The organism is Microbulbifer aggregans, from assembly GCF_001750105.1.
Taxonomy (GTDB): domain Bacteria; phylum Pseudomonadota; class Gammaproteobacteria; order Pseudomonadales; family Cellvibrionaceae; genus Microbulbifer; species Microbulbifer aggregans.
This window is the reverse complement of record NZ_CP014143.1, coordinates 2,792,875-2,819,779: the sequence shown is the minus strand read 5'-3', so window position 1 is coordinate 2,819,779 and position 26,905 is coordinate 2,792,875. Positions and strand designations below refer to the sequence as shown.

Annotated in this window: 23 protein-coding genes and 3 tRNA genes; 7 read left to right on the top strand and 19 right to left on the bottom strand. The window is 59.7% G+C overall.

Annotation, left to right across the window (positions count from 1 at the left end; genetic code table 11):
• The first annotated feature begins 19 nt into the window (after positions 1 to 19).
• The 6 genes from AUP74_RS12270 to AUP74_RS12245 all read left to right on the top strand — a co-directional run bounded on the left by AUP74_RS12270 (position 20) and on the right by AUP74_RS12245 (position 4,134).
• On the top strand, positions 20 to 757 hold the full coding sequence (locus AUP74_RS12270; RefSeq protein ID WP_158514569.1) for a peptidylprolyl isomerase: 738 nt from the start codon (positions 20 to 22) through the stop codon (positions 755 to 757).
• A gap of 173 nt (positions 758 to 930) precedes the next feature.
• Entirely contained in the window at positions 931 to 1,785 is an 855-nt protein-coding gene (locus AUP74_RS12265) for an acyl-CoA thioesterase (RefSeq protein WP_069947819.1), read from the top strand.
• A gap of 79 nt (positions 1,786 to 1,864) precedes the next feature.
• Positions 1,865 to 1,941, top strand: a tRNA-Pro gene (locus AUP74_RS12260).
• 202 nt (positions 1,942 to 2,143) lie between these two features.
• A complete protein-coding gene (locus AUP74_RS12255) occupies positions 2,144 to 3,385 on the top strand; it encodes a hypothetical protein (protein WP_069947818.1) in 1,242 nt (413 codons plus the stop codon).
• A 499-nt stretch (positions 3,386 to 3,884) separates the two neighbouring features.
• Positions 3,885 to 3,958: transfer RNA gene (locus AUP74_RS12250), tRNA-Cys, on the top strand.
• 89 nt (positions 3,959 to 4,047) lie between these two features.
• Positions 4,048 to 4,134: transfer RNA gene (locus AUP74_RS12245), tRNA-Leu, on the top strand.
• A 179-nt stretch (positions 4,135 to 4,313) separates the two neighbouring features.
• Here the strand turns inward: AUP74_RS12245 and pgsA are convergent.
• The 13 genes from pgsA to AUP74_RS12180 form a co-directional block, all read right to left on the bottom strand.
• Entirely contained in the window at positions 4,314 to 4,880 is a 567-nt protein-coding gene (gene pgsA / locus AUP74_RS12240; protein ID WP_069947817.1) for a CDP-diacylglycerol--glycerol-3-phosphate 3-phosphatidyltransferase, read from the bottom strand.
• Positions 4,881 to 4,971: 91 nt separating this feature from the next.
• On the bottom strand, positions 4,972 to 6,819 hold the full coding sequence (gene uvrC / locus AUP74_RS12235; RefSeq protein ID WP_069947816.1) for an excinuclease ABC subunit UvrC: 1,848 nt from the start codon (positions 6,817 to 6,819) through the stop codon (positions 4,972 to 4,974).
• Positions 6,820 to 6,886: 67 nt separating this feature from the next.
• Complete coding sequence (locus AUP74_RS12230) at positions 6,887 to 7,540, bottom strand: response regulator (RefSeq protein WP_069947815.1); 654 nt, start codon at positions 7,538 to 7,540, stop codon at positions 6,887 to 6,889.
• Positions 7,541 to 7,736: 196 nt separating this feature from the next.
• Positions 7,737 to 8,375 (bottom strand): alpha-ketoglutarate-dependent dioxygenase AlkB family protein, encoded by a 639-nt coding sequence (locus AUP74_RS12225; RefSeq protein ID WP_083260965.1) that lies wholly within the window; start codon positions 8,373 to 8,375, stop codon positions 7,737 to 7,739.
• Between the two features lie 63 nt (positions 8,376 to 8,438).
• Entirely contained in the window at positions 8,439 to 9,455 is a 1,017-nt protein-coding gene (murB, locus tag AUP74_RS12220; RefSeq protein WP_069947814.1) for a UDP-N-acetylmuramate dehydrogenase, read from the bottom strand.
• The gene (gene kdsB / locus AUP74_RS12215; protein ID WP_069947813.1) at positions 9,452 to 10,222 is read right to left on the bottom strand and encodes a 3-deoxy-manno-octulosonate cytidylyltransferase; all 771 of its coding nucleotides are present in this window, start codon (positions 10,220 to 10,222) and stop codon (positions 9,452 to 9,454) included. The genes murB and kdsB overlap by 4 nt, the downstream gene beginning before the upstream one ends.
• Positions 10,215 to 11,249: a tetraacyldisaccharide 4'-kinase gene (gene lpxK, locus AUP74_RS12210; RefSeq protein WP_069947812.1), complete on the bottom strand. Its 1,035-nt coding sequence runs from the start codon at positions 11,247 to 11,249 to the stop codon at positions 10,215 to 10,217. The genes kdsB and lpxK overlap by 8 nt, the downstream gene beginning before the upstream one ends.
• 3 nt (positions 11,250 to 11,252) lie before the next feature.
• The gene (gene msbA, locus AUP74_RS12205) at positions 11,253 to 13,082 is read right to left on the bottom strand and encodes a lipid A export permease/ATP-binding protein MsbA (RefSeq protein ID WP_069947811.1); all 1,830 of its coding nucleotides are present in this window, start codon (positions 13,080 to 13,082) and stop codon (positions 11,253 to 11,255) included.
• Between the two features lie 131 nt (positions 13,083 to 13,213).
• Positions 13,214 to 13,633, bottom strand: a complete 420-nt coding sequence (locus AUP74_RS12200) for an ExbD/TolR family protein (RefSeq protein ID WP_069947810.1) — start codon at positions 13,631 to 13,633, stop codon at positions 13,214 to 13,216.
• A gap of 14 nt (positions 13,634 to 13,647) precedes the next feature.
• Complete coding sequence (locus AUP74_RS12195; protein WP_069947809.1) at positions 13,648 to 14,268, bottom strand: MotA/TolQ/ExbB proton channel family protein; 621 nt, start codon at positions 14,266 to 14,268, stop codon at positions 13,648 to 13,650.
• Between the two features lie 227 nt (positions 14,269 to 14,495).
• Positions 14,496 to 15,290 (bottom strand): hypothetical protein, encoded by a 795-nt coding sequence (locus AUP74_RS12190; protein WP_145924395.1) that lies wholly within the window; start codon positions 15,288 to 15,290, stop codon positions 14,496 to 14,498.
• Positions 15,291 to 15,312: 22 nt separating this feature from the next.
• Positions 15,313 to 16,131 (bottom strand): hypothetical protein, encoded by an 819-nt coding sequence (locus tag AUP74_RS12185; RefSeq protein ID WP_069947807.1) that lies wholly within the window; start codon positions 16,129 to 16,131, stop codon positions 15,313 to 15,315.
• Positions 16,132 to 16,315: 184 nt separating this feature from the next.
• Positions 16,316 to 18,748: a DNA internalization-related competence protein ComEC/Rec2 gene (locus AUP74_RS12180; RefSeq protein WP_069947806.1), complete on the bottom strand. Its 2,433-nt coding sequence runs from the start codon at positions 18,746 to 18,748 to the stop codon at positions 16,316 to 16,318.
• A 450-nt stretch (positions 18,749 to 19,198) separates the two neighbouring features.
• Here AUP74_RS12180 and AUP74_RS12175 point away from each other — a divergent pair, with 450 nt between their 5' ends.
• Positions 19,199 to 20,161, top strand: a complete 963-nt coding sequence (locus tag AUP74_RS12175; protein WP_069947805.1) for a porin — start codon at positions 19,199 to 19,201, stop codon at positions 20,159 to 20,161.
• Between the two features lie 58 nt (positions 20,162 to 20,219).
• Here the strand turns inward: AUP74_RS12175 and AUP74_RS12170 are convergent, their stop codons facing one another.
• The 6 genes from AUP74_RS12170 to AUP74_RS12150 all read right to left on the bottom strand — a co-directional run bounded on the left by AUP74_RS12170 (position 20,220) and on the right by AUP74_RS12150 (position 26,721).
• The gene (locus AUP74_RS12170) at positions 20,220 to 21,704 is read right to left on the bottom strand and encodes a bifunctional 2-methylcitrate dehydratase/aconitate hydratase (protein ID WP_069947804.1); all 1,485 of its coding nucleotides are present in this window, start codon (positions 21,702 to 21,704) and stop codon (positions 20,220 to 20,222) included.
• A 238-nt stretch (positions 21,705 to 21,942) separates the two neighbouring features.
• On the bottom strand, positions 21,943 to 23,346 hold the full coding sequence (gene dbpA, locus AUP74_RS12165; protein ID WP_069947803.1) for an ATP-dependent RNA helicase DbpA: 1,404 nt from the start codon (positions 23,344 to 23,346) through the stop codon (positions 21,943 to 21,945).
• A gap of 146 nt (positions 23,347 to 23,492) precedes the next feature.
• Positions 23,493 to 24,689, bottom strand: coding sequence for a formate-dependent phosphoribosylglycinamide formyltransferase (gene purT / locus AUP74_RS12160; protein ID WP_069947802.1), 1,197 nt, complete (start codon positions 24,687 to 24,689; stop codon positions 23,493 to 23,495).
• Between the two features lie 49 nt (positions 24,690 to 24,738).
• Positions 24,739 to 25,587, bottom strand: a complete 849-nt coding sequence (locus tag AUP74_RS12155) for a PA4780 family RIO1-like protein kinase (RefSeq protein WP_069947801.1) — start codon at positions 25,585 to 25,587, stop codon at positions 24,739 to 24,741.
• A 304-nt stretch (positions 25,588 to 25,891) separates the two neighbouring features.
• Positions 25,892 to 26,182 carry a hypothetical protein gene (locus AUP74_RS17425; RefSeq protein WP_226999783.1) on the bottom strand — a complete coding sequence of 97 codons (291 nt, stop codon included), beginning with the start codon at positions 26,180 to 26,182 and terminating at the stop codon, positions 25,892 to 25,894.
• Positions 26,143 to 26,721: a DUF2306 domain-containing protein gene (locus tag AUP74_RS12150; protein WP_226999782.1), complete on the bottom strand. Its 579-nt coding sequence runs from the start codon at positions 26,719 to 26,721 to the stop codon at positions 26,143 to 26,145. The genes AUP74_RS17425 and AUP74_RS12150 overlap by 40 nt, the downstream gene beginning before the upstream one ends.
• Between the last annotated feature and the right edge of the window lie 184 nt (positions 26,722 to 26,905).

Genomic DNA, 26,905 nt, shown 5'->3' with positions numbered 1-26,905 from the left:
ACCGGATAATCTCCTTTTATTGGAGCTGCCCGGTGGCCAGGTCCTGATTGAACTGGCAGAGCAATTCGCACCCGGCCATGTCGCCAATGTGCGCAGGCTTGCCGAGCAGGGTTTTTATGACGGCCTGGCAATGTACCGTGTGATCGATGGTTTTGTGGCTCAGGGCGGCGACCAGTCCGAGCAGCGGGCCACCGGCGAGGCCAAGCGCACCATTCCCGCCGAGTTCACTACACGCACCATTTCCAGCGACGACTTCACCGTGCTTCCAGGGCCAGATGGCTATGCACCGGAAACCGGCTTCAGCGGGGGCTTTCCTGCCGCCCGGGATCCAAAAAGTGGACAGGTCTGGATGCCCCACTGTTACGGTGCAGTGGCAATGGCAAGGGGAGCGGGCGCTGACAGCGGTGGCACAGATTTCTATATCGTCATCGGCCCGGCCCAGCGCTACCTGGATCGCAACACGACAGTGTTTGGTCGAGTTCTCAACGGTATGTCAGCTGTACAACAGTTGGCGAGGGGTACAAGCGCCGGCGGCGTACTCGAGAAACCGGAGCAAAACCGAATCGCCCGAGCTCGCATTGCAAGCCAACTACCACCCGCGGCCCAGCCCGATGTCCAGGTGATGCGGACAGATTCGGCCAGCTTTGCCGAACTGATCCGCGCCCGGCAAAACCGCCCGGAATCCTGGTTTCTCCACCGCCCCAATCATGTGGATGTCTGTGCCGTCGGGGTGCCAGTACGCGTCAATGAAGACTGAGACCGGCAACGTAAGCAAACCCGACAACCCTTGATCTCGCTGGTCAAGGAGGTCGATGCATTGCGTAATAGTCATCAGGGGCCCAGCTGGTATCATCCGCGCCGCTGGTAGGGAACGACCGCCCTGCCCCATACTTACTTCTCGGAATTAAAAGCTACAGGCCCCACGCCCTTATGGAGAAACTCAGTAACTTACTGGATGTCGAGGAACTCGACGTAAACCTGTTTCGCAGCCGCCACCATGTAGAGAACTACCGCAAGATACTGTTTGGCGGGCAGGTTCTCGGGCAGGCGCTGATGGCCGCGACACGGACTGTTGAGGGGCGCCTCCCTCACTCCCTGCACGCCTACTTTCTGCGCCCGGGTAGCAGTGAAATGCCAGTAATCTATGACGTCGACCCGATTCGTGACGGTGGGAGCTTTACCACCCGGCGGGTAGTTGCCCGCCAGAAGGGCCGCGCTATCTTCAACATGTCCGCGTCTTTCCAGATCCGAGAGCCCGGCTTTGATCACCAAGCACCGATGCCCGTGGGTGATATCCCCGATCCGGAATCACTCAAGAACACTCAACAGATCGCCGAGGAAGCGGGGCTCACAAGCGCAGCCCATGACCAACGCCGCTACATGATCGACTTTCGCCCGGTAGACCCCGAGAGCTACTTCAGTGCATCCGTGCGCGAGCCCAAGTGCATGTTCTGGTTCCGGGTGGAGGGCGAGATGTCTGACGACCCGGTGGAGCACCGCTGTGCGCTCTCCTATGCATCGGATCTGGCATTGCTGGGCACGAGCCTGCAACCCCACCCGATTTCCCTCTTCGATCCACACCTGATGCCCGCCAGCCTGGATCACGCCATGTGGTTCCACCGCGATTTCCGTGCAGACGAGTGGTTGCTGTACGTCACTGACAGCCCCTCGGCCAGTGGCGCCCGGGGCTACTGCCGCGGCCAGCTGTTCACCCGTGACGGCGTGCTGGCAGCGTCCACTTGCCAGGAAGGCCTGATCCGCCAGATCGAAGACACAAAAGATTAATTTCTCTTAAATCAGTGGTTTACAGACAGCGAGTGGCTGTTATAATGCCGCCCGCTTCACTGATGAAGCACATCAAAACCGGTGAGTAGCGCAGCCTGGTAGCGCACTTCCTTCGGGAGGAAGGGGTCGGAGGTTCGAATCCTCTCTCACCGACCAAATTCGAAAAAGCCCGCTTCATGCGGGCTTTTTTGTGCCTGGCACCCCGGGCTCGACCTCCTGCCCACCCCATTCCTCGCTGCCCCGCTGCGACTTTTGAGAACCCTCAGTCATAGATTCCCGCAACCTGTCGTAAACTTGCACGGCACTAGCAGGCGCCTAACCTGTCCAACTTCCAAATCACAACAGATCCGGGAGCGAGATGTATTTCCAACGGCTTAACCCCGCACTTCTCTGCCTGACCCTTTTCCTGACACTGGCAAGCAGCGTAACCCTGGCCGCAGAACGCTTCGATGTTCGCTACCTGGCCCAGATTAACCCCGAAAAGGGGATTGCAGACGTACGCATCCAGCTAGAGGGCGACCTGCTGCCCAAGAAGCTGGTACTGCACCTGGATGAGGACCGCCATAGCCAGCTCGAAAGCAGTGATCCACTGGAAATGAAAGGCGACAAAGCGATTTGGAGGCCCAATGGTAAAAAGGCCTCGCTCAGCTACCAGTTCAAAATCAACGAGCAGAAGTCTTCTGGTCGTTACGACTCCCGCATCACCAAGGACTGGGCCATCCTGAGGAGCGACAAACTCATCCCCCCGATTTCCGCCACCCTGCCAGCAGGGCTCAGTTCGCGGGCATATTTCCGGCTTGAGATGCCCGAAGAGTGGTCGGCCGCCCTTCCCTACGAAGAGGTTTCTGGAGATCGTTTCCGGATCAAGGATCCCGGTCGTCGTTTCAAGCGCCCCAAGGGCTGGATGATCCTGGGAGAGATCGGCAGCCGCCAGGACATCATTGCCGGCATCAGCTCCAGAGTCGCTGCACCGCTGGGGGACAATATCCGACGCCAGGATACCCTCGCCTTCCTGAACTGGAACCTGCCCCACGTAGTGGAGGTATTTCCGGAGTTTCCGGAGCGCCTCCTGGTGGTGATGGCCGATGACCCTATGTGGCGAGGCGGCCTTTCCGGCACCCGCTCCCTGTTCATGCACGCCGACCGCCCCCTGATCAGCGGTAACCGAACCAGCAGCCTGATCCATGAGCTGGTGCATGTGGCAACAGGTATCCGCGGTGACGGCAAGAGTGACTGGATTGTCGAGGGCCTGGCCGAGTTTTACGCGCTCGAGATCCTGCGACGCTCCGGTGGTATCAGCGAGGATCGCTACAAGGAAGCGCTGGATGGACTTGAGCACTGGGGTCGGGAGTCCAAGTCACTGTTCAAAAAGCGCTCCAGCGGAGCGACAACAGCCAGGGCGGCAACGGTAATGGCTGCAGTGGACCGGGAAATCCGGGAGGCGACGGACAATCAGGCGAGCATCGATCAGGTGGCCCGGGGCCTCGCCGAGGAGCGCGGCAAAGTTACCCTCGCCCAATTGCGCCGGCTGGCCGAAAAGGCTGCAGGAAGACCAGTCCAGGCACTCTCGGAGAAAAGTCTCGCCGACCGCGGTGAGTAAATTACAGGCAAAAAAAAGCCCTGACGACGGGGGGGGGAGAGCGTCAGGGCCAAGACCATTAGGAGTGAAACTTGGAGGATTTCATCCTTAGCAATTCTTCGGGACTCACTCAGCGGAGTGCCCTACCGGCCGTACCGAGCGCGTTGGGGGTCGCGCAGGCCAGTTATAAAAAGTATCGAACACTATCCGTGAATCGCCACCGTTCAGCCCCCTAAAAGCAAGATCGAATCGTAATAACGGCCACGGCTATTATTGCCAACTCCTGTTTAGCGACCCGCCAACCTGTCAGGCCGAACTTCTGTGCCAGCGGGCGCGAATACCCGACCCGAATCACGAGATTGAAACTCCCCGACCAACAATGCTTGACTAATCTCCCCCAGCCCCTAGAATAGCGCGCTCTTGCTCGCCATGAGGCGCGTAAGTATCAGAAAACGCTAGGATTTTTTGCCTCAATTCGCTAGAATCTCCCGCGTTTTTACCGCCCCAGGCGGCACCTAAAGGCTAGGTGGCAGAGTGGTCATGCAGCGGACTGCAACTCCGTGTACGCCGGTTCGATTCCGACCCTAGCCTCCATTTTTCTCCCGCTGGATCCCATCGAGCGGGCGAGCAGCGAGAAAACCCGCGGCAAGCCAACCTGGCAAAGCCTCTCGCTCACCGACCCCGCCCGGGTGGTGAAATTGGTATACACAAGGGATTTAAAATCCCTCGCCTCTATAGGCTTGCGGGTTCAAGTCCCGCCCCGGGCACCAATCACCCCTACCCTGACATCAAGCTCTCACCCCCCCCACCTGCACCTGACGCGCACGTATGCTCAAGCGCGGGATCCAGAACACGCTCAACTTGCGTCCAAAAATCAAAATGCAGAGGGAAGCCAGGGGGCGAGGCTCCGTTGGCCCTGCCCCGGGAAAGCACGCAGGAAAGGAAGCGGCTAGCTGCCGCTATTCTCGTCTGCTGTCAGGGCCGGCCAGGCAGCCCGCAGATACATCACCATGGTGTACAACGTCAGCGCAGCCGCAACGTATAGCAGTATGTATCCGATCGTCTCCATTACCGGGTAATCCCGCACATCAAAAGCAAGCAGCACAATGATCGCGGCCATCTGTGCCGTAGTTTTTATCTTGCCAACGAACGACACCGCCACGCTGCTGCGCTTACCCAATTCGGCCATCCACTCGCGGAGGCCTGAGACTGCAATTTCACGCCCGATAATGATTGCCGCAGCGATCGTAAACCAGGCGTTTTGGTGCAATCCCACGAGCAGAACAAGTGCAGTTGCCACCATGAGCTTATCAGCAACCGGGTCCAGGAACGCCCCGAAAGGGGTGCTCTGATCGAGCTTGCGGGCTAGATAACCATCGAGCCAGTCGGTGATGGCAGCTGCAGAGAAGATTATTGCTGAAGCAAAATAGCTCCACTTATAGGGGAGGTAAAAAACCAGTACAAACACCGGTATTAACGCGACACGTAGCAAAGTAAGTTGATTGGCGAGAGTCATGCTTTTCCCTGTGCTTGCGATGCGCGTAAGGTACCAAGTCGGCACCCAAAAAGGAAACTTTGCGCGCCGAGCCCCGTTAGGCTATCCAGTTTTAATGGTTGTGTAGTGCGGAGTATATATCCTGCGCCAGTTTGCGGCTCACTCCGTCCACACTGGCAAGATCCTCTACCGATGCACGCTTGATTTCCTGTAGTCCGCCGAAGTGGCGCAGCAAGGCCCGTCGCCGCGCAGGCCCTACTCCCGGAATCCCCTCCAGGGGTGATTCGCGACGCTTTTTGTCCCGTCGCTGACGATGGCCGGTAATTGCAAAGCGGTGAGCCTCATCACGCACCTGCTGAATCAGGTGCAGGGCTGGCGAATCGGCTGAGAGCACGAGCTCACGCTGCTCAGACACGATATGCAGGGTCTCGAACCCGGCCTTACGGGTCGTGCCTTTGGCGACGCCGATAATTTGCACTCCGACCACACCCAGCTCATCGAGAGTTTCAACCGCCTGCCTGACCTGCCCCTTACCGCCGTCAATCAGCAGGATATTGGGAAACTTGCCCTCGCCGCTGGCCAGCCGTGTATAGCGGCGCTTGAGCGCCTGGGCCATAGCCGCATAGTCGTCACCCGGGGTGATATTCTCGATATTGAAACGGCGGTAATCAGATTTCACCGGGCCGCCAGTGTCGAACACGACACAGGAAGCCACAGTCGCCTCACCGGCAGAATGGCTGATATCAAAGCACTCGAGGCGCTCGGGAACCTGCTCGAGATTCAGGGCATCCTGAAGCGACTCGAAGCGGCCCTGCAGCTTCTGCTGCGCAGCCGTGCGACTGGTCAGGTTCTGCGACGCTGCCTCCTGGGCCATCGTTACCCAGGTCGCCCTGTTCCCACGCAGCTTGTGCAGGATTGATACATCCCTGCCGCTTTGCTGTTTCAATGCATCCTGCAGCGTGTCAGCGTCCTCAATGGACTCCGAGGTTAGGATTTCCCTTGGCACCTCGCGCTGGCTGCCGATATAAAACTGAGGAATGAAAGCAGACAGTAATTCAGAGGGTGTCAGCCCCAGACGTTCATCGGGAAAGTAACTGCGGCTGCCAAGAATCCGCCCCTGGCGAATAAACAGGATATGTACGCAGCTGGCCCCACCCTGGCTGGCGATCCCCAGCACATCAACATCACCGCGGCCCCGTTCTGCCACCTGGTCCGCCTGAAGCTGTCGCAAAGCCCCTATCTGGTCTCGCAGCCGGGCGGCTTTTTCAAACTCAAGCGCCCTTGAAGCCTTGTCCATCTCATCCGCCAGCTCCCGCATGATGCTGTCGCTCTTGCCACCGAGAAACATCTCTGCGTGCCGGACATCGGCTCCGTAATCCTCTTCACTGATATATCCGACACAGGGCGCGGTGCAGCGCTCAATCTGGTATTGCAGGCAGGGCCGGGAACGATTGCGGAAGACACTGTCTTCGCATGTGCGAATGCGAAAGGTCTTCTGCAAAAAATTCAGGCTGTCCCGCACGGAGTGGGCGTTGGGATAGGGACCGAAATACTGCCCCTTTTTGCGCTTCGCCCCACGGTGGAGGGCAATTCGCGGATAGGTGTCGCGACTGGAAAGGAAGATGTATGGATAGCCTTTGTCATCCTTCAGCATCACGTTGTAGGGCGGATGCTGCGATTTAATCAGGCTTTGCTCGAGTACCAGCGCCTCTGTTTCGCTGCGGGTAACCGTCACTTCGATACTGGCGATGCGCTGGACCAGCGCCATGGTTTTTACGGTGAGGCCGGAAGCGCGGAAGTAACTGGACAGGCGGTTGCGTAGATTCTTTGCCTTGCCCACATAGAGAATGCGCCCGTCGGCATCGAACATCTGATAGACACCCGGCTGACGGGTGACCGTCTGCAGGAATCGCTTGCTATCAAAGGAAGACGCCCCCTCTGGGACTTTGATTTCCGCCATTGAACTGCCTGGAACGGGTGGAACGTCACACCGGATTCCGGCGCCGACGTGCATCGCGAAGATGACTTCAGAACACCGCTTCCGGATCCAACAGGTGGTATTTTACCGCCAGCAGCGTCAGTTCGACATCACTATGAATCCCCAGTTTATCGAAGATGCGATAGCGATAGCTGTTCACGGTTTTGGGGCTGACAGCGAGGGTATCGGCAATTTCCGCCACTTTGCTGCCGTTGACAATGAGCACTGCGGTCTGGAGTTCGCGCTCTGAAAGATCGTCAAACGGTGAGCTGTGCTCGGGCTTCCCTGAAACATTGCGCATAGCCATCTTGGTGGCCATGGAGCTACTGATGAAAACTTCGCCGACCTGCACGCTGCGAATGGCCCGCACCATTTCCTCGAGATCGGCGCCTTTGGTGACATAGCCACGTGCGCCGGCCTGGAGTAAACGTCCGGGAAAAATATCGTCGTCGAGTGCACTGACGGCGACCACTTTGATCGAGGGGAAGCGCGCCAGTAACTTCCTGGTCGCCTCGAGGCCACCCATGCCCGGCATTTTGACGTCCATCAGAATGACGTCCACCTCTTCCTGCCTGGCAAAAGCAAGGGCTTCCTCTCCGGACTTCGCCTCACCGACCACATGAATATCGTTGACATCACCGAGCATGCGCGTGATTCCCATGCGCACGAGGTCGTGATCATCAACCACTAAGACTCTAATCAAAATAGCCCCAACTGCGGTTCTTCTAGCGACCGCGACACCCGCATTCCAGACCTCGGGCGTCTTCTGTACTTCGCTGTTTCTTGTTATCGCTCTGCGCAGCCATGCAGCGCAAAGTTCCTTTTACAGAGCCCTCAAGCAACATACCAGACAAAAGCGCAAGCGCAAAGCGCGACAAATGTCCCAAATAGAAAAGCTCTTACCCGATAGAACGGATATAACGGAAAGTAAGGCTAATTCGCGCATCCAATGGACGACGGCTCTTGGCAACCTGGTGCTGCCAGTGATGCTGTACCGCCCCGGAAGTCAGCAGCAGTGAACCTGCAGGCAAGTCCAGCCGCACACGTCCTTCCCCGCCCCGCTCCCGGAACGACAAGCGCCGGGGCTGCCCGAGGCTCACAGTCGCCACTACCGGGCTTTCTCCCAGCTCACGTTCATTGTCGGCATGCCAGCCCATCCCGTCGGCGCCATTGCGATAATGATTGGCGAGAATCGAGTTGAAGGTAAAACCAGAACTGAATAGACGGTCACGCAAAGTCGATAGTGGTGGCGTCCATGACTGCGGAGACTGCTCGAGCCCCGACCACCGGTAACGCACATCCGGATCTCCGACGAAGGCATGCCGACGGGGAATTGGGTGTTCGCGGCCGAAGAGCCTGACCCTGGGTTGATCCCAGTGCAGGGATTCGAGGCAATGAGCCATCAGCACTTCGGCCTCGGCCGGATCAATCCAGTCCTCGACGAGCAGAGCACGGCCCGGCGCCAGCGACACCTGCCTGCTGCGAGGGTACGCTGCAGCCAGCTGGTCAACCCGCTCGCGAAAAAGGCGCTCGTCCACTTGTTCCTCTATCTCGCACCTCGCCCAGGGGAAGCCATGCTTGCGATAGCCGCAGTGATCGGCTCAGGGGTAATAACGGGGCTCCGGCTCCAGCTCTACACCAAACTTTTCTTTGATATCGCCGGCTATCTGGCTAGCGAGGCCGGTGAGCTCAGCACCGGTTCCGCGCCCCGGGTTCACCAGGACCAGGGCCTGCCGGTCGTGCACCCCAACGTTATCGACCCGGCGACCCCGCCAGCCGGCACGATCGATCAGCCACCCCGCGGCGAGCTTCCAGCGCTCTCCGGCAGGATAGGCAACCAGGTCCGGGTAGGCCTCTTTCAGTCGCCGGTAAACGGCCTCATCGACCAGGGGGTTCTTGAAGAAACTGCCGGCATTGGGAATATCCAGAGGATCTGGCAGCTTGGAGCGGCGAACATCGATGACTGCCTCGGCCACCTTTTCCGGTGTGAGGGCGCCGACGTCAATCTGGTGCGCCTCCAGGTACTGCTGCAAGGCCGGATATTCGGCGTGGGGCCGCCATTGCTGCGGCAGGCGCATGCGCACACGGGTGATAATGTACTGATCCCTGGCCGCGCCCTTGAACACACTGTCGCGGTAGGCGAAATGGCAGTCTGCCTTGCTGAAATCATGCAGCTCACCGGAGGCGATATGGACGGCGGTGAGATCCTCGAAAGTATCCCGCAGCTCCACACCGTAGGCGCCAATATTCTGGATAGGCGCGGCACCGACACGGCCGGGAATCAGGGCCAGGTTTTCCAGGCCGCCCAGCTTACGGGCCACGGTACTCATCACCAGCTGATGCCAGTTCTCACCAGCGGCTGCGCTCACCAGGGCGCCGCGATCGCTTTCCTCAACAGTGAGGCCCTGAAGATCAATATGGAGGACCAGGCCAGGGAAATCTCCGGTCAGCACAATATTACTGCCGCCACCCAGTGGCAGGATCGGCAGGCGCCGGCGCCGGGCAAACTCCAGAGCCTCCCGCAGCTCCTCGAGCTCAGCGACTCGCGCATAGTGCGCGGCACGGGCGCGGATGGCCATGGTATTGAAGGGTTGAAGGTCGACATCCCGCCGGATCATCGCGCCAGCAGCCTCCGCATGCGCTCCAGATCGGCTTCTGTATCCACGCCACCTGGGACCACCTCACAGGCGTCAGCCACGTGGATCTGCTCGTCGTGATACAGGAAGCGCAGTTGTTCGAGACACTCAAACCGCTCCAGTGGCGCCATTGGCCAGCCGACAAAGCGATTGAGCAGAGCGACCCGGTAGCCATAGATGCCGATATGACGGCGGGCATTCAGCCCCTCAGGCAGCTCTTGCCGCTCGATAGCAAAGGCATCCCGCGGCCAGGGAATGGGCGCGCGCGAGAAATACCGGGCGAGGCCAGTCTCGGAGGCCACCACCTTGACGATATTGGGGTTCTGGAAGTCTTCCAGCGTCTGGATGGGCTCTGCCAGCGTAGCCACACCCGCGGCAACATTGCGAGCAAGGTTGCCGGCGACCTGCTCGATTACCGCCGCAGGTATCAGTGGCTCATCACCCTGCACATTGACGATGATCCGGTCCTCGGCGAGGCCCAGGTTGGCAGCAACTTCCTGCAGCCGGTCGGTACCCGATGCGTGGTCGGCGGAGGTCATGCACACCTCGCCGCCAAAAGCCTGCACGGCTTCGGCTACGCGCATATCGTCAGTTGCCACCACCACACGCTCCGCCGAGCTTTCGCCCGCGCGCTCGTATACGTGCTGGATCATCGGCTTGCCGGCGATATCGGCCAGCGGTTTGCCCGGCAGACGGCTGGATCCAAACCTGGCCGGGATTACAACGTCGAAAGAAACAGAGTCAGTCATGCTTGGCAAAATTCTGAATGTGCTGGTGGATCTTCTGGTAGAACAAATCCGGCAGCCTTGCGCGGACTTCCAGGGCCCACCAGTGGGTCTGCCAGAAGTCACGGCATTTGACCGCATCCTTCATGGTCATCATCACCGGTGTGATCCCGTCGAATTGCAACTCCAGCTGGGAAAACTCGTGGTGATCACTGAAGGCCTGCTCCATTACCTCGTAACCGAGCGTCTTCAATGTGCGAAAGAATCGCTGCGGGTTACCAATCGCCGCCACGCCATGAACCGGGCCGGGCTCGGGCCCGGACTCCAGCTTCAGGGTAGAGGTCTGGTCGAGGTTGAACTGGTGCCAACAGGCGGGCTCAAGCTCCATCGTGTAGTCGAGCCGATCACCGCACTGCTCCCTGACCGGGGGTGCCGGTTCACCATTGCTGATGACTACATCCACGTGATCCAGCCGTGAAACCGGCTCACGCAACGGGCCCCGGGGCAGCAGCCGGCCATTGCCGAAACCACGCTGGCCATCAACCACGCAGATCTCCATGCTGCGCCAGAGGCCGTAGTGCTGCAGACCGTCATCCGACAGGATCACATCACACTGGTGGTAATCGACCAGTGCCTGTGCAGCCTCCGCCCGATTCGGTGACACCATCACCGGGAGTCCTGTTACCAGGCGCAGCATCAGCGGCTCATCACCGGACTCCAGCGGGTGGGACTGCTCGGTGACCTGGTAGGGGTAACTCTTCGCCCTGCCGCCATAGCCCCGGCTGACGATGCCCGGGTTCATGCCCCGCTCGTGCAGCCAGCGGGCAAGCTCGGCAACCAGCGGGGTTTTGCCGGCACCGCCGGCAGTTATATTACCGACCACGATAACTGGCACCTGCATCGGCTCGGGCTCGTGGGACCTGGCCCAGCTCTTACGCCCCTTCAGGGCCAGACGATAGAGCCCCTCCACCGGCGCCAATAGGGAAAGGCCCGTGATGCCGCGCCCCTCGGACGGGTACCAGCGCTTGTTGAACCAGTCTTCCAGTGACATCCCCTACCCCGCCGTCTGCTGCTGCAGCAAGGCCGCATAGCGCCCGCCACTTGCCAGTAATGTTTCGTGATTACCGCTCTCGATAATACGCCCCTGATCCATCACGAGGATCCGGTCTGCGCTCTCGATGGTGCTCAGGCGGTGCGCGATGACGAAGGTCGTGCGGTTTTTCATGACCTCGGCCAGTGCCGCCTGGATATGGCGCTCGGATTCGTTGTCCAGTGCCGAGGTGGCCTCATCGAGAATCAGGATGGGGGCATCCTTGAGCAGCGCCCTTGCAATCGCCAGCCGCTGTCGCTGGCCACCGGATAGCATCTGAGCATTGTCACCCAAGACGGTATCGAGCCCCTGCGGCAGCTCATCAACAAACTCCGCGGCGTGTGCGAGTTCCACCGCATGCCGGACCGCCTCCGGAGAGGCTCCGGCCAGCTCGCCATAGGCAATATTTCGGTAGACGGTATCATTGAACAGCACGATGCTCTGGGAAACCATGCTGATCTGCCGACGCACATCAGGCAGTGGCACTTCGGCAATATCTACGCCGTCAATCAGTATCCGTCCCTGGGTCGGCTCGTAGAAGCGAGACAACAGGCTGACCAGGGTTGTCTTACCGGATCCGGAGGCACCCACAAGCGCCACTGTTTGCCCGGGCTCCACGGAGAAATCAATATCACTCAGCACCGCCGGCGCATCCGGATCGTACCGGAAGCCCAGGTGCTCGAACGTCACCGCACCGCGCACCGGCTCGGGCAGCGCCAGGGTTCCCCCTGCTGGCTCTTTGGGCGCATCGAAGACTTCAAAAATACTCTCGGCCGCGGCGATCCCGCGCTGGATGTCTGCAAACACCTCGGACAGGCTGCGCACCGGCTTGGCCAGTGATGCGGCAGCACCGATATATGCGGCGAAAACACCGGCAGTCATGGACTCAACCATCCCGGGCGCCAGCGCCAGCCACACGATGGTCGCGGTGGAAAGCCCCACCAGAATCTGGATCACCGAAACACTGGTGTTGTCCGCTACCACCAGCTTCATAAACTGCTGGCGGTTATTGTCACTGGCCTGGGCAAAGCGTTTGTTTTCATAGGCCTGGCCGCCGTACATCCGCACAACGTGATAGCCATTGATTGCCTCCTGAGTCACATGGGTCACATCGCCCATGGTGTTCTGGATACGGTGGCTCAGTTTGCGGAAACGCTTGCCCACGACACGCACGATCAGCGCAATAATCGGTGCAAACAGGAAAAACGTCAGTGTCAGCTTCCAGTTCACCAGCAACAGATAAGTCAGCAGTCCAAGTGTGGTGAAGGATTCCCTGATCATCACCTTCACTGCTTTGGTGATGGAGTTGGTGACCTGCTCGACGTTGTAGGAAACCTTGGAGATCAGGTAGGCGCCGGTATAGCGGTCAAAATAAGCGCTCGGCAGTTCGCCGATTTTCACGAAAAGCTGGGTGCGCAACTGGTGGATGACAGCACGGGCCACGTAGGCAAGGCCATAGCTACCGATAAAGTTGCCGCAGGCCCTGAGCACGATGATCAGCAACATCCCCAGTGGAATCAGCCAGCGCGCCGTCTCCTGGGGCATGATGCCGCCGGGGAAATAGCCCGCTACTATTTTGGCCAGGAACCCCCTGCTCTCCTGAATGCCGGCGCCCACCGCATCGAGCAAAAGCTCGGTAACAGCGATAAGACTGACACCCATGACGGAGAACAGCAGGAAGCCAAACACAGCCAGGGCAAAAATTGGCCAGTATGGCAGGGCATAGGTAAGCAGGCGGCGGTAGGTTTCCGCACCGCGTTGAGGCTTGCGCGGTGGCGTTTTAACTCTTCCCATACAAACTCTTGGCCGGGCTCCCTGTGAACGAGGCACCGGGCCGTAGCGCCAGTGCAACGCTCAATCGGGCCAACTGGCGCACCTCTGGTCAATACAGAGATGGATTGTGCAGCTGGCCCGCTCGCGAGGCGTTAGTTTTCTTCAGGTTGCCGCGTGGTGATACTGAGGTGGACAAACCCCAGCTGGCCGGCGGCATCCATGGCGCGAACCACCGCCTGATGCTGTGCGGTGGCGTCAGCCGTAATGACAAGCGGGCGATTGTACTCGCCTGCGGAAACTTCCGACAGCGCCGATTTCAGGGTAGCCAGTTTTTTGTTGATCAGCGCGCGACCGTCCACTGCATAGGAGCCGTCGGCATTGATCAGCACCTCGACAGTGCGGGGCTGGGCTTCCGCCTGTGGGCCTGCCGCCTCCGGCAGGTTGAGCTTCAGGTGGCTCTCCTTGGTAAAGGTGGTGGAAACCATGAAAAAGATCAGCAGCAGGAAGACCACGTCGATCAATGGCGTCAGGTTGACCCCGTCCTGCTCTCGCTTCTGGCGGCGAAACTGCATGTGACTTACCCCGCTCAGACGGCTTCGATACGGCGGTCACTGTGCAGGGCATCTACCAGCTTTACCGCCTCCTGCTCCATGGTCACCACGATGCTGTCCACTCGGCGCTGGAAATAACGGTGCGCCATCAGCGCCGGGATCGCCACAGTAAGACCGGCTGCGGTGGTAATCAGGGCCTGACTGATGCCGCCGGCAAGCACGCCAGCGTTGCCGGTGCCTTCCAGCATGATCGCGGTGAATACCTGGATCATCCCCACCACAGTACCGAGCAGGCCGATTAGCGGTGCGACGGCAGCAATGGTGCCCAGAGCACCGAGGAAACGCTCCAGCTCATGGACCACCTGGCTGGCGGCCTCTTCGATACTGTCTTTCATCACCTCACGGCCATGCCTGGAATTGGACAGGCCGGCGGCAAAAATGCGCCCCAGGTAGCTGGAATCGCGCAGGGACTTGAGCTTCTCACCATTCATCTGGTTGTTTTTTAGCCAGCTCCACACCTCGCCAAGCAGCGTGCGCGGCGCGATGCGACGGGGGTTAAGCGTCCACAACCGCTCGATACAGATGGCGATAACCGCAACGGAACAGAGGAGAATGGGCAGCATCAACCAGCCGCCGGATTTTATTATTTCGAGCACTTTATCTGACCCCAAAACTGCGAAAGGGAATAGCGGCCTCAGACTCTACCACAGGTGATGCCGGCGGCTAAGTCCCTGTTGTGCATCCCTTTCTAACCTGTGAAGCAGCCTGCAAACCTCGAGCTGGACGTCAGTGCCCATCAGAAAGGCGTAAAAAAACCGCCACCCTTCCGGGCAGCGGTTTCTGAGGAAGGAAATATGCCGCTCAAATTTGAGCAGCAGATTTCTTAGCGACCGGGACGCTCAGGCTTGGCAGGCTTCTCGGGACGCTCAGGCTTTTCAGGACGCTCCGGCTTTTCCGGGCGCTCGGCCTTTTCAGGACGATCCATCTTGGCGACACGATCGAGCTTTTGTGCTTTCTCAGCGCGCATGCCCTTGTCGGCCTTCTCAGCACCCATGCCAGCATTGCCCTTGACCATCTCGGTCTTTTCCGGACGATTTGAGCGGTAGCCACTCATAACCTCACCCAGGTTGAAGCCGAGCTCCTTGGCGATATTGCCCCAGCCCATCCCCTCTTCTACACGCAGCTGCAGAACGCGATTCAGGGTCTCATCGGCGGTCATGCCCATTGCACCTTCTTCACCTTCCAACGCTTCGGCTGCGGATGCCATCATCAGCTGCTCTGCCAGGGCCAGGGTGATGAACACGTTGCCGTAGCCCATGCCCTTGGCCATATCCTCGGTTTCAGCACCCTCGACTTCATCGGTTTCCACCGCGTCTTCAGCCGCGTCAGCTTCCACGCCATCGTCCGTGTCTTCCATGTCGTCCATCGGCTGGTAGGTAATGGAACCGTCGCGAAGGCCTTCGACAGTTACTTGCGACTCCGGGTCCAACTGGCTCAGGAAGTCCGCGAATACGCCGTTGATTTTGTCGCCGGGAACTGTGGACACAGACTCGACCACTTCGACATCGGTAGACTCGTTATCGACCACGTCATCGTCGGCCCAGGCGGACAGGCCACCGGCCAGCAGACCAGCCATCACCGCGGGCAGAACACGCGCTTTGAATGGGATTCTCATCATAATTCTCCTGTTTGATTATTCGTCAGTTTCCTGGGCGATAACTCAGCTGGAAGCCGAAGCCCTGATCCGGGCTGCCGTCCGCCAAGCCCATATAGGCGTATGCCATCGCACTCCATTGATTGTTGAGTTTGTGGTTGAAATAACCGAACAACTCGGTGGAGGGATCGCTGGTATCCGTCGTCGCCTGCTGGTAATCGAGGGACAGACCAACACTATTGTTTTCAGTCAGGGTGTAGCCGCTACCAACAGACATGTACCAGACGTCCTTGATTTCACTCTCGGGCAGATCGCCCTTGAACTTTCGCGCAACGGTGGCAAAGGGGGTGAAATTGCCAGCGACGGTGAACACTTCGGCCTGCAGCGAGTAGTCGGCCTCACCGGTACCAAGGCCCTTTTCCTCGTCCGCAGTGGGGACTTTGTATTTCGCAGAGAGATCAAAGAACCAGCGCTCGGCCACCGGCTCCAGGCTGTAGGTGCCCGTCAGCCACAGATCGCCCAGCCCGGATTCGGAATAGATCTCCGTTTCCTGTGTCTGCTGGCCTCCATTTCCAAGGCCATTGCCGTTGCCACGGCCGACCACGACGCCACCGTCACCGCCGGGCACTACGCCACCGGGGCCCTCGATCTGCACGAAAGGCATGGAGGCCTTGAAGGTCCACTTGTCGGAGGGAGAGTAGCTGGCTGTAAACGGTGTGCTGACAATCTCTGTTTCCGCGCTGTCACCGTAGTCACCGCTACTGATATCGGTCCCCAGGGTGTACTTCCACTCGGATGCAAGCGCGCCGGAGCTGACGGACACGCCCGCCACGACGATTGCGCTGTAGAGAGCAGTTTTTCTCATATTGGATATCCGGTACTTCTTATCTCATCGGGATTGCAGGGAACTTAGCACAGCTCCCACCGGGTGATGGGACACAGATCTCACCACGGAGTTCCAGCGGCGTACTAAGTTGCACGTTTTTTGATCTGGCTCACAAAGCAACCCTGAACTCATGCGCACAGCCATGTCCCCAAGCGGCAAGCCACTAGTGGCGAACCCAGAACGGGCCCTTGTCTCGAGCAGAGAGAATCCTGGGCTCAGCTGCCCCGCTGCTCCACTGAATGGTCACCGCACCACGCTCTGCGGTAGAAAAGATCCGGCTCCCATGGCGCTGGTAGCGTTCGACCACCTCCACATGGGGATGCCCGAAGTGATGGCGGTAGCCAGCACTGAAGACCACCACCTGGGGTTGACCCCAATCGAGCAGTGCCTCCGAGGAGGAGCTGCGCGAGCCGTGATGTGGGGCCACCAGTAAATCCACCGGTGCAAAATCCGGATACCGCAGTGCCAACTGCCGCTCCACCGAGCGTGAGATGTCACCAGTGAGCAAAATCCGCCGTTCTTCCCATTCCACCAGAGCGACGCAGCTATGGTCATTCTCCTCCCCGCTGACATCGGAGCTGTCCGGCCATAACCATTCAATGCGCATGTTGCCGATGCGCCCCACCTGCCCGGCCAGACAACGAGACACACCGCCATCTAGAGTTGCGGCTTCCCTAGCGGCCAGTCGACCTGGCGCTACCAGCGCCTTCACCGGAAGCGACTCTGTGAGCCCGGACAGCCCTCCAGCGTGGTCACTGTCACCATGGCTCAACACCAGCAGATCCACCTGCCTGTAACCTTCGCCGAGCAGGAATGGAGCCACAATCTGCCCGCCCGCGCTCCAGCCCTCCCCACTGCCCGGCCCGGTGTCGTAGACCAGGGCTTGGTCGTTATTACGCAATACCACGGCCAGCCCCTGCCCCACATCAAGCACCGTTGTCTCCAGGACTGGAACGGCTGGAGAACGGGGAATCCATTGTCCCGCCATGGTGGCGAGCAATACGGCGGGGACTATCCAGCCCAATCCCCTGCCCGGGACGCCGGCTGGCAGTAAGACCCACAGTATCCCGAGGGCATAGAGTGCGAATAACCAGCCGCTTCCGGAAAGCCCGCCACTCAGCCAGGCTCCACCGCCAAACAGGGGATTGCCCAGCATGGCCATCAACGCCTCCAGCTGGGTATTCGCGAGGGATAGAAGGTACTGCCCAAACGACGTACCCAGCGACAGGGTACCGACCAGCAACAGCGGAAGAATGCCGATCGCCATCCACGGGATGGCGACCAGGTTGAAAACGAACCCCGAAATACTGAAGCCGTGAAAGAAGGCCAGCGACGGCAGCACAAGAACGACTCCGATCAACCACTGACTGCGCAGCAGATCCCTTAGCCGCTCACTGAGGCGGTGCCTTATCTGCGCCACCGGGCTATCGGGCGCAGGTGTGGAACGGGGTTTCGGTAACCAATAACGCCCCCTGAAACCGATCAGCAACGCCCCGACCGCGAGAAACGACAGCCAGAAGCCCGGGCCATGAAAAGCGAGCGGTTGCAGTGTCAGCACCAACGCCAATGCAAGCCCGAATCCCAGACCTGCGTGGAACCGCCGACGCCAGTACCAGGCGAGGAAGAACACCAGCAGCATGACCAGGGCACGCTGGGCGGAGAGCGGAGCACCGGCCAGCAGCACATAGCTGGTGGCCGCGAGTAATGACAACCCAGGAACCAGCAGGCGCGGGGCATACCCGAGCCACAGCCCCACCAGGCGTGCCAGCAGAGAGGCCAGCAGGGCAGCCGGTGCTGCCACCATGCCGACATGGAGACCGGAGATGGCGATCAGGTGCGCTGTGCCTGTATCTCGCAGGCGTTGTCGATCCTCCCGGGAAAGCGCACTGCGGTCGCCGAGGACCAGCGCCAGTATCAGCTCGGATTGGCCCAGCCCGGTGGAGGAAAGGCCGTCCCGAAACCACTGCCGCACCGCGGTCAAGCCTGGCGTACCGCCGATCACCCGGGGCATCGCGTCCTGAGGGCGGACGTAACCCGTGGCGTATATCCCCCGGCGAAGCAGCCAGCCCTCGTAATCAAACCCATGGGGATTTACGCTGCCCCGGGGCTGTTTGAGCCGAACCGGCAGGGACCACACGCTGCCACCCTTCAGCCGCTTTACGACGTCTGGGGCGGCGCGGTACCAGGTGAGTTCAACTCGCTGATTTCGCAAGTGCGCTGGCTCCGCCGTCGGCAGAATCTTTGCACTGAAGCGGATATCCACTCCCGCACCCTGGCCGAATCGACCGCGTGATTCACTGACGGCGGGTAGGGAATCAATGCGGACCGGCAGAGTAAAGTCACTGCCATGGGCATGCTCGGGCAACCGGTTTTCCAGCGCGTGATGGCCCTGCCAGCTCACCAGCAGTCCTCCCGCCAGTCCAGCAAGTGCCAATGGCACCAGCCTTCGGCGCCACGGTAACGCGGCAGCCAAGACCACCGTCAAAACCCCGAGGGCCGCTAACCTCGCCAGATCGGGCAATTCCGGCAGGCTGCCGCAGCTCAATATGCCAAAGATATAGGCCGCAAGGGCTCCCAGCCCGGGTATGTATCCCATCCCCAGCCTGTGACCCGCTCCCGCGGGTGCCCCGGCCCGCCCCGAATTGGTCATCGCCACCCCGTAGCCCCCTCCCCTTCATCACGTCCCTGTCGCCGGACAGCCCCCGGCCGGGCCAGGCCCAACCAGCACCAAATGGCGCTCAAGCCGCAGGCAGACCCCGTAATCCCTTGTCTGCAGCAAACCGCCGGTCCATCAGGTGTTTGTGCCAGATCCCCTCTTTGAGTGCAAAAGAGCCGGATGATATAGCCCCAGACAACGGTAAAGCCGCTCAGACATCACCCGTTTCGCCCACTTTTTGCACCCGCCGGTCACAAAAACTTAAAAAAAATGTCTTCTTTAACCTTTTTGTCACATTAGATGCGCAGAATCCGCACCAACTCGAGGGATGGCAGACATTCGGACAACAAGCCGGCCCTCAACCACAACCATAAACTGTGCGAGACGACCATGAAAAAGACTGCTATCTCCCTGGCGATTGCCGCCGTGGTACCGGCCCTGGCAACTGCGCAAGACGATTCCAAAGCGCTGGAGCTGTACGGCAAAGCCAACGTGGCCTTCCAGTCCGCTGACGAAGGCGACGGCGACGTCACCGACATCAAGAGCAACGCTTCCCGCCTGGGCGTGAAGGGCGAGCTGCCCTTCGACAATATTGATATCGCTGGGGGCCTCAAGGGCATCTACAAGATGGAATACCAGGTAGACGTGGATGGCGACGCAGAAGAGACCTTCTCCCAGCGCAACATCTACGCCGGTATTGAAGGCGGCTTCGGTCAGGTGATCGGTGGTAAGTTCGACACCCCGCTGAAAGTGGCCCAGAAGAAAGTTGACCTGTTCAACGACCTGGAAGGTGATATCAAGAGCATCATCACCAAGAGCGACAACCGCGAATCCAACAACCTGCAGTACACCACTCCGTCCTTCGGCGGCTTCAAGGTGTCCACTGCTTACATCAGCAACCGCGATGAAGTGATTGGCGTTGACGAGTTCGAGAACGAGATTACCCGTGACAACGGCACCTCCGTCTCCTTCGCCTACGACAACAACGGTATCTACGTTGCCTACGCCTACGACATGGATGTAGAAGCCAACGGTTGGGACACTTCCCGCTTTGTAACCCAGTACAACATCGGCCCGGTTCAGGTGGGCGCCCTGTACGAAGAGCAGGAAAAAGAAGACGGCAGCACCCAGGACGGCTGGATGACTTCTGCTGCCTACAAGATCAACGCCTGGACCATGAAGGCCCAGTACGGCCAGTCCGACATCGTGCAGGAAGATGGCGAAACCTACAGCCTGGGCCTGGACTACAAACTGTCCAGCGCAGCCAAGGTCTTCGGTTTCTTTACCGACGAGACTGCAGCTGAGGATTACGATCGCAGCTACTTCGGTATCGGTACCGAGCTCAAGTTCTGATTTCCTGAGAACTTGAAGAGAAGGCGGCCACTGGCCGCCTTTTTTATTTTCGATTTCTTCAGATCACAAACAGGGACATAAAGTCGTCGACGCTCGTCCGCTCCAACCGTTCCTGGTCCTCGCAGAGATCGACAATCGCTCGACAGCGGGCTTCAGGTAGCCGTGTAGAAAGGTTATCGACAAATTTCTCCAGTAAAAGCGGAATCCCTTCGCTTCGGCGGCGGCGGTGACCCAGCGGATAGAGCACTTCCGTCTGTTCAGTGGCACTGCCATCGTTAAAAAATACCTGCACAGCGTTGGCGATTGCGCGCCGCTTCGGGTCCAGGTAGGCCGACGAGTACTCGACCTCCTCAATGACCTCCATCTTTGCCCGAAGGGTATTTACTTCCGGGTGCGACTCGTGAAACGCAGTCTCATAGTGATCCGCACTCAGCTCACCAAAGAGCAGGCCAACCGCCGTGATGTATTGCAGGCAGTGATCCCTGTCCGCTGGATTGGCCAGCGCGCCCTGCTTGGAAATAATCCGCACTGCCGACTCATGGGTGCGAATCACAACCCGCTCGATCTCATCAACACGGTTAGCAACCTGGGGGTGCAACAGGATTGCCGCCTCACAAGCCGTCTGTGCATGGAATTCGGCGGGATAGGAAATCTTGAAAAGAATATTTTCCATCACGTAGCTGCCGTATGGCTGCGGGAGGCTGAAGCTGCGCTCCGAGGCCGGCTTGATTTGCTGGTCGCGATTAGTCTTGCTAAACAAGATGTCGTAGAAACCCCACTCTTTCGCCGTCAGCACCCCGGGAATCCCCATCTCGCCGCGCATCGCCATATCCGCTAACTGCACGCCTCTCGCAGACGCATCGCCCGCAGCCCAGGACTTGCGCGAGCCCGTGTTAGGGGCGTGACGGTAGGTACGGAGCGCCTGCCCATCGACCCAAGCATGGGACAGCGCCGAAAGAAGCTGCTCGCGGTTTGCCCCCATCAACATCGCTGCCACTGCAGTAGACGCCACCTTCACCAGCACCACATGATCGAGCCCCACCCGGTTGAAGCTGTTTTCGAGGGCCAGTACACCCTGGATTTCGTGAGCCTTGATCATGGATTCCAGAACAACCCGCATGGGTAAACTGGGCTGCCCCTTCGCCAGTCGCCGCTGTGACAGATAATCGGTGACTGCCAAAATCGCACCCAGATTGTCCGATGGGTGCCCCCATTCGGCTGCAAGCCAGGTATCGTTGTAATCCAACCAGCGCACCAAGCAACCGATATCCCACGCCGCCTTCACCGGCTCCAGCTGAAAAGAAGTACCGGGTATCCGGACTCCGCAAGGCACAACCATGTCGGGGACCATCGGGGCCAGATGCTTGGTGCATTCGGGAAAGCGCAGCGCCAGCATGGCGCAACCGAGGGAATCCATCAGGCAATAGCGCGCGGTGTCCCAGGCCTCTTCGGAATCGATCTGATAATTGAGGGTGTAATCGGCGATGTCCTGGATGACCCGGTCATAGTCCGGCCGGATGTTTCCGTCGACCTCGCTGCTCATATCTATCCCTGCCTGTCGCTTAAATACGCGTCATTCCTTTCTGTACTGGAATGACGCGCTGTAATGCAGTGAGGATAGATAAAAAGGGAGTGGCAAGAGGGCTCTTGCTAAGACTACCGCGTCGCGGCGAACTGATATTTGTGAAGAGCCCCGCGGCAGTCACTGGCCGCTCTGCCATCAAACCACCCGCGAAATAAAAGTAGTTCCAACTGGACGCTTTTGCTGCCGCGTAAATAACTCAGACGCCCACAATACGGGCGCGGAATTTACGGCCTTTCAGCTTGCCGCTGGCCAGCTTGTTCAGGGCCTTCTTGGCTACCGCCCGCTCTACCGCGACAAAGGTGGAGAAGTCGAACAGCTGGATCTTGCCAATCTGGCCGCCATCGATACCGCCCTCGCCGGTCAGGGCGCCGACCACATCGCCGGCACGCACTTTCTGTTTCTTACCGCCGTCGATCTGTAGCGTAGACATCACCGGTCGTGTCGGCGCAAACGCCCTGGGCAGGTCCGGCACTTCCTGCAGGGTGATCTTCTGCTGCATCAGGTCTTCCAGACGCTCCAGCTTGTAGATCTCTTTCTTGCTCACCAGTGACAGGGCCACGCCCTTTTGCCCTGCCCGCCCGGTGCGGCCAACCCGGTGCACGTGCACCTCGGGGTCGCGGGCCAGATGGTAGTTCACTACCACCGGCAGCTCTTCAATATCCAGTCCGCGCGCGGCAACGTCGGTGGCAACCAGAATGGAGGCGCTGCCGTTGGCAAACAGCGCCAGCGTACGGTCGCGGTCTTTCTGCTCCATGTCACCATGCAGCGCGAGGGCAGCAAAGCCAGCGCGCTTCAGCGCCTGGGCAGCCTCATCGGTCTCCCTCTTGGTGTTGCAGAACACCAGCGCAGAAGAAACATCGTAATTGGCCAGCAACTGGTACAGCGCTGCCGGGCGCGCCTCGTTGTTCTCCACCCGGTAGTAATTCTGCTCGATGGTGCTCTGGGTGTGCCCCGCAGCCACCTCCACCTTCACTGGCTCGCGCAGCACTCGGTTCGCCAGCGCATCGATGGTTTTGGGATAGGTGGCAGAAAACAGCAGGGTCTGCCGCTGCTGTGGGAGTTCCGCCAGAATCTGGTCCAGCACCGCCTGGAAGCCCATATCGAGCATACGGTCCGCTTCGTCCAGCACCAGCGTTTCGACATTGCTCAGGTCGAGGTTGCCTTTGCGCAGGTGGTCTTCAATACGGCCGGGCGTGCCCACCACGATATGAGCACCGTGCTTGAGCGAGCCGATCTGCGGCCCGAACGGCATACCACCACACAGGGTCAGGATCTTGATGTTGTGGATGGCCCGCGCCAGCTTGCGCAACTCCCGCGCCACCTGGTCCGCCAGCTCCCGCGTAGGACACAACACCAGCGACTGCACGCGGAACCGCTCCACCCGCAGCTTGTGCAGCAGGCCGAGACCAAATGCCACTGTCTTGCCGGAGCCCGTCTTGGCCTGACCAATGACATCCCTGCCCTCCACGATCGCCGGCAGCGCAGCGGCCTGGATTTCCGTCAGGCGCTCATATCCGAGGTCCTCCAGATTCTTGAGGAGAGCCGGCTCTAGCGGCAGTGACTGAAAATCGCGGGGATGGTTGGTATCGGGGCTGGTCAAGACAATGACTCGTGTGGGGAAATGGCCGCATATTGTAGGTAAGCAGCGGCCAATTTCCTATTGGAAACGGCTCGGGGAACATCAGCGTGAAGGCAGGACGGTCAGCTGGGATGAGCCTTGAGATGGACCGGCGGTCCAGATGACCGCTACAGCTTCACCTCAATATCGGCAATCACCGCATTGGCGGTGTTCCGCGCTGTTTCGATATCGTCGGCCCGCGCCAGGGCAACACCCAAACGGCGCTTGCCGGCCACTTCCGGTTTGCCGAACAGGCGCAGCTGGGTATCGGGACGCGAGAGTGCGGCAGCGAGGTTGCCAAACTGCATCTCCGTGGAATTGCCCTCCACCAGCAACACGGACGAAGCCGAGGCGCGGTGCAGCTGGATATTGGGGATGGGCAAGCCGAGAATCGCGCGGGCGTGCAGCGCAAACTCGGACAGGTCCTGCGAGATCAGGGTCACCAGGCCGGTATCGTGTGGCCGCGGCGAAACTTCACTGAAAATCACCTCATCACCTTTGACAAACAGCTCCACGCCAAACAGGCCGCGGCCACCGAGGTTATCGGTCACCGCTTTGGCCACCTCCTGGGCGCGACTCAGCGCCGCTGCCGACATGGCCTGCGGCTGCCACGACTCCTGATAGTCCCCATCCGCCTGACGGTGCCCAATCGGCGCACAGAAACTGGTGACAATATTGCCGCTGTCGTCATTGTGACGAATGGTCAGCAGGGTGATTTCGTAATCGAAGTCGACAAAACCCTCGACAATCACTTTGCCCTTACCGGCGCGGCCGCCCTCCTGAGCGTAAGCCCAGGCCTTTTCAATCTGGGAAGCATCGCGCACCAGGCTCTGGCCCTTGCCCGACGAACTCATGATCGGTTTCACCAGGCAGGGAATGCCGATCTCATCGATCGCGGCTTTGAATTCCGCCTCACTGGCGGCAAAACGGTAGCTGGAAGTAGGCAGCCCCAGGGTTTCGGCCGCCAGGCGACGGATGCCCTCCCGGTTCATGGTCAGCTGGGTCGCCCTCGCGGTGGGGACTATGTTGACCCCCTCCTTTTCCAGCTCCGCCAGGGTATCGGTGGCAATGGCCTCAATTTCCGGCACCACCAGGTGTGGCTGCTCCCGTTCAATCACCCCGCGCAGGGCATCGCCATCGAGCATATTGATCACGTGGCTACGATCAGCCACCTGCATTGCCGGAGCGTTGGCATAGCGGTCCACCGCAATGACTTCACAGCCGAGACGCTGCAGCTCAATCACAACTTCCTTGCCCAATTCCCCCGCGCCACAGAGCAGGACGCGGGTTGCGGTGGAAGAGAACGGGGTGCCCAGGGTAACCATAAAATTCCTGCCTTATTGTGAAAGTTGCTCGGAGTACATGATCAACGGCCTATGATCCTTCCCAGGCCGGTGCGAGACGCTCAGCCTCTTCCTCAAGCACATCATCGATGACGTCCATCAAGTCCCCGACGTCTACGCTGCTCGTGTCGTGTTCGAAATGTCCGGTAAGGCGGCTGTCCGGGTGCAGTTCGCCCGATTCGTAAAGCGCCCAAATTTCCTTGCCGTAATCGGTGGTCAATAGTTCCGGGGCAAAGCGACCGAAATAGGCGCGCATATTGTTGACATCACGCTCCAGCATCATGGCGGCGTTGTTGTTGCCGGCAGCATCCACCGCCTGGGGTAAATCGATGATGACCGGGCCCTGGGGATCCAGCAGTACGTTGAACTCGGAAAGGTCGCCATGGACCAGGCCGGCACACAGCATGCGCACGACGTCGGCAATCACCTGGCCGTGGTAATCGCGGGCCTGCTCCGGGGTCAGCGTGACGTCATCCAGCCGCGGCGCGGCGTAGCCCTCGTCGTCGGCTACCAGTTCCATCAGCAGCACCCCATCGACGAAACCGAATGGCTGGGGGACGCGCACTCCGGCCGACGCCAGCCGGTACAGGGCATCGACCTCGGCACTCAGCCAGGCCTGTTCCTGCTCTTTCTGGCCGTAGCGGGTCTTCTTCGACATCGCCCGGGCGCGGCGGCTATTGCGCATCTTGCGGCCTTCCTGGTACTGCACCGCCTGCTTGAAGCTGCGCTGCCTGGCCTCCTTGAAGACCTTGGCACAGCGTAAGCCGTCGCCACAGCGCACCACATAGACCTGTGCCTCCTTGCCGCTCATCAACTGGGCGATGACCTCGTCGATCATGCCGTCATCGACCAGCGGTTGTAATCTCTTGGGTACTTTCATGGATCTTGTTCTGATCGTCGGCGGAGGCGGTCCGCCGGCCGGGCCGGGCCGCGCTAGGCCGCGCAGCCGCAAATAGTCAGCCATGTTACTGGTGCGCCAGCGCGTAGTCGATTGCAGCAGACCCGGCGACGGCATGGGCGGTACTGCACTGCTCGGGCGCCGGCGGGGGCTACAGAGAATCCGCCTGGCTTTAACTGCGTGCCATTGCCAGCCGCCAGTGCGTTGATAGCCCACGTTAATAGTCCACGTTGATCCTCTACAACCCAATCTATGGGAACGGTTGGTGGCAGCCTGCAGGCCAAGCTCAGATCCTCGGCAACCACATACCCATGGTTGCAGCAAAGATGCCAATGGCCATAAAGAGGGTCAGCGGCACCATGGCGCCAACGAAGGCGAGTTGTGCACCCTGCCCGGCGTCACGCTTCTGGCAATGGAAATACCATTGCAGCATGGCCAGAGGGAGGAGGTATTGACCAACACCCAAGGCGTACAGGAATGGTCCCGTAAAGGACTCCCAGTCGATGCCCCACCCACCGGTGAGCATCGCCCAGCCCATCAGGGCCACACGAAAGAACCATACTGCGCTGGCGGCCATGAACAGACGCAGTGCCCAGCGCCGGTGCTCGGCGAAGCGGCCGGCCATGGCGGTGCGCAGCGCGAGAAAGGCAACACCAGAATCAGTACGCCGTCGATGGAGATGGTGATCTGAGATACCAGGTTGCCAATACTGTGACGCGTCCAGGTCATGTACAGCCCGCCAACGCTGCTGATGACGGCTGCCAGCAAATAGCTACGGCCCAACCAGCGGTGGAAACTCGGCACATGGCGACGCACGGCGGGAATCAGCTGCAAGGGGCCACCGCCAATGACAATCGCGGCAAGCAGAACATGAGCCACCGCTGCCAGGTTGCCCAGTGTATCGCCCTCGCGGAAGCCAGCCGGCAGGTGCAGGCCCTGCAGGCCATATAGCCCGGACTGGGCAATGGGCGGATAAAACACGGCAAGAATGTAGGCGAAGAAGATCGCGTGACCGATCGCCGCGATGCCAAACCAGGTCTTAACCGCCAGACTGACGGCCCGACGTGTATCGAATGGGCGGAGTATTGTTGTGCTGAGTACAGCGTCGTTCATCATTTTTCTCCAGGCGTGTTTAGAGCGGGAATCACGCCGTACCGGTTCACCCTGTTGGCGTGGCCCTCGCGGGCTTGGGCTGAATGTGCCTGGCGGGCATGGTCGGCTTTTTACTATCCCGGCACATCCGCCACAGGCAGGAATCTGGCCTCCCCCAAAAGGGGGAGGCGGCCCTGTTGGCCGCTCC

Bases quoted from the DNA above. Each gene is read 5' to 3' on its own strand.
- AUP74_RS12265 (WP_069947819.1), top strand. From the start codon at position 931: ATGGAGAAACTCAGTAACTTACTGGATGTCGAGGAACTCGACGTAAAC.
- AUP74_RS12255 (WP_069947818.1), top strand. From the start codon at position 2,144: ATGTATTTCCAACGGCTTAACCCCGCACTTCTCTGCCTGACCCTTTTC.
- pgsA (WP_069947817.1), bottom strand. From the start codon at position 4,880: ATGACTCTCGCCAATCAACTTACTTTGCTACGTGTCGCGTTAATACCG.
- uvrC (WP_069947816.1), bottom strand. From the start codon at position 6,819: ATGGCGGAAATCAAAGTCCCAGAGGGGGCGTCTTCCTTTGATAGCAAG.
- murB (WP_069947814.1), bottom strand. From the start codon at position 9,455: ATGATCCGGCGGGATGTCGACCTTCAACCCTTCAATACCATGGCCATC.
- kdsB (WP_069947813.1), bottom strand. From the start codon at position 10,222: ATGACTGACTCTGTTTCTTTCGACGTTGTAATCCCGGCCAGGTTTGGA.
- lpxK (WP_069947812.1), bottom strand. From the start codon at position 11,249: ATGTCACTGGAAGACTGGTTCAACAAGCGCTGGTACCCGTCCGAGGGG.
- msbA (WP_069947811.1), bottom strand. From the start codon at position 13,082: ATGGGAAGAGTTAAAACGCCACCGCGCAAGCCTCAACGCGGTGCGGAA.
- AUP74_RS12200 (WP_069947810.1), bottom strand. From the start codon at position 13,633: ATGCAGTTTCGCCGCCAGAAGCGAGAGCAGGACGGGGTCAACCTGACG.
- AUP74_RS12190 (WP_145924395.1), bottom strand. From the start codon at position 15,290: ATGATGAGAATCCCATTCAAAGCGCGTGTTCTGCCCGCGGTGATGGCT.
- AUP74_RS12185 (WP_069947807.1), bottom strand. From the start codon at position 16,131: ATGAGAAAAACTGCTCTCTACAGCGCAATCGTCGTGGCGGGCGTGTCC.
- AUP74_RS12180 (WP_069947806.1), bottom strand. From the start codon at position 18,748: ATGGGATACATACCCGGGCTGGGAGCCCTTGCGGCCTATATCTTTGGC.
- AUP74_RS12175 (WP_069947805.1), top strand. From the start codon at position 19,199: ATGAAAAAGACTGCTATCTCCCTGGCGATTGCCGCCGTGGTACCGGCC.
- AUP74_RS12170 (WP_069947804.1), bottom strand. From the start codon at position 21,704: ATGAGCAGCGAGGTCGACGGAAACATCCGGCCGGACTATGACCGGGTC.
- purT (WP_069947802.1), bottom strand. From the start codon at position 24,689: ATGGTTACCCTGGGCACCCCGTTCTCTTCCACCGCAACCCGCGTCCTG.
- AUP74_RS12155 (WP_069947801.1), bottom strand. From the start codon at position 25,587: ATGAAAGTACCCAAGAGATTACAACCGCTGGTCGATGACGGCATGATC.
- AUP74_RS17425 (WP_226999783.1), bottom strand. From the start codon at position 26,182: ATGGCCGCCAGCGCAGTATGGTTCTTTCGTGTGGCCCTGATGGGCTGG.
- AUP74_RS12150 (WP_226999782.1), bottom strand. From the start codon at position 26,721: ATGATGAACGACGCTGTACTCAGCACAACAATACTCCGCCCATTCGAT.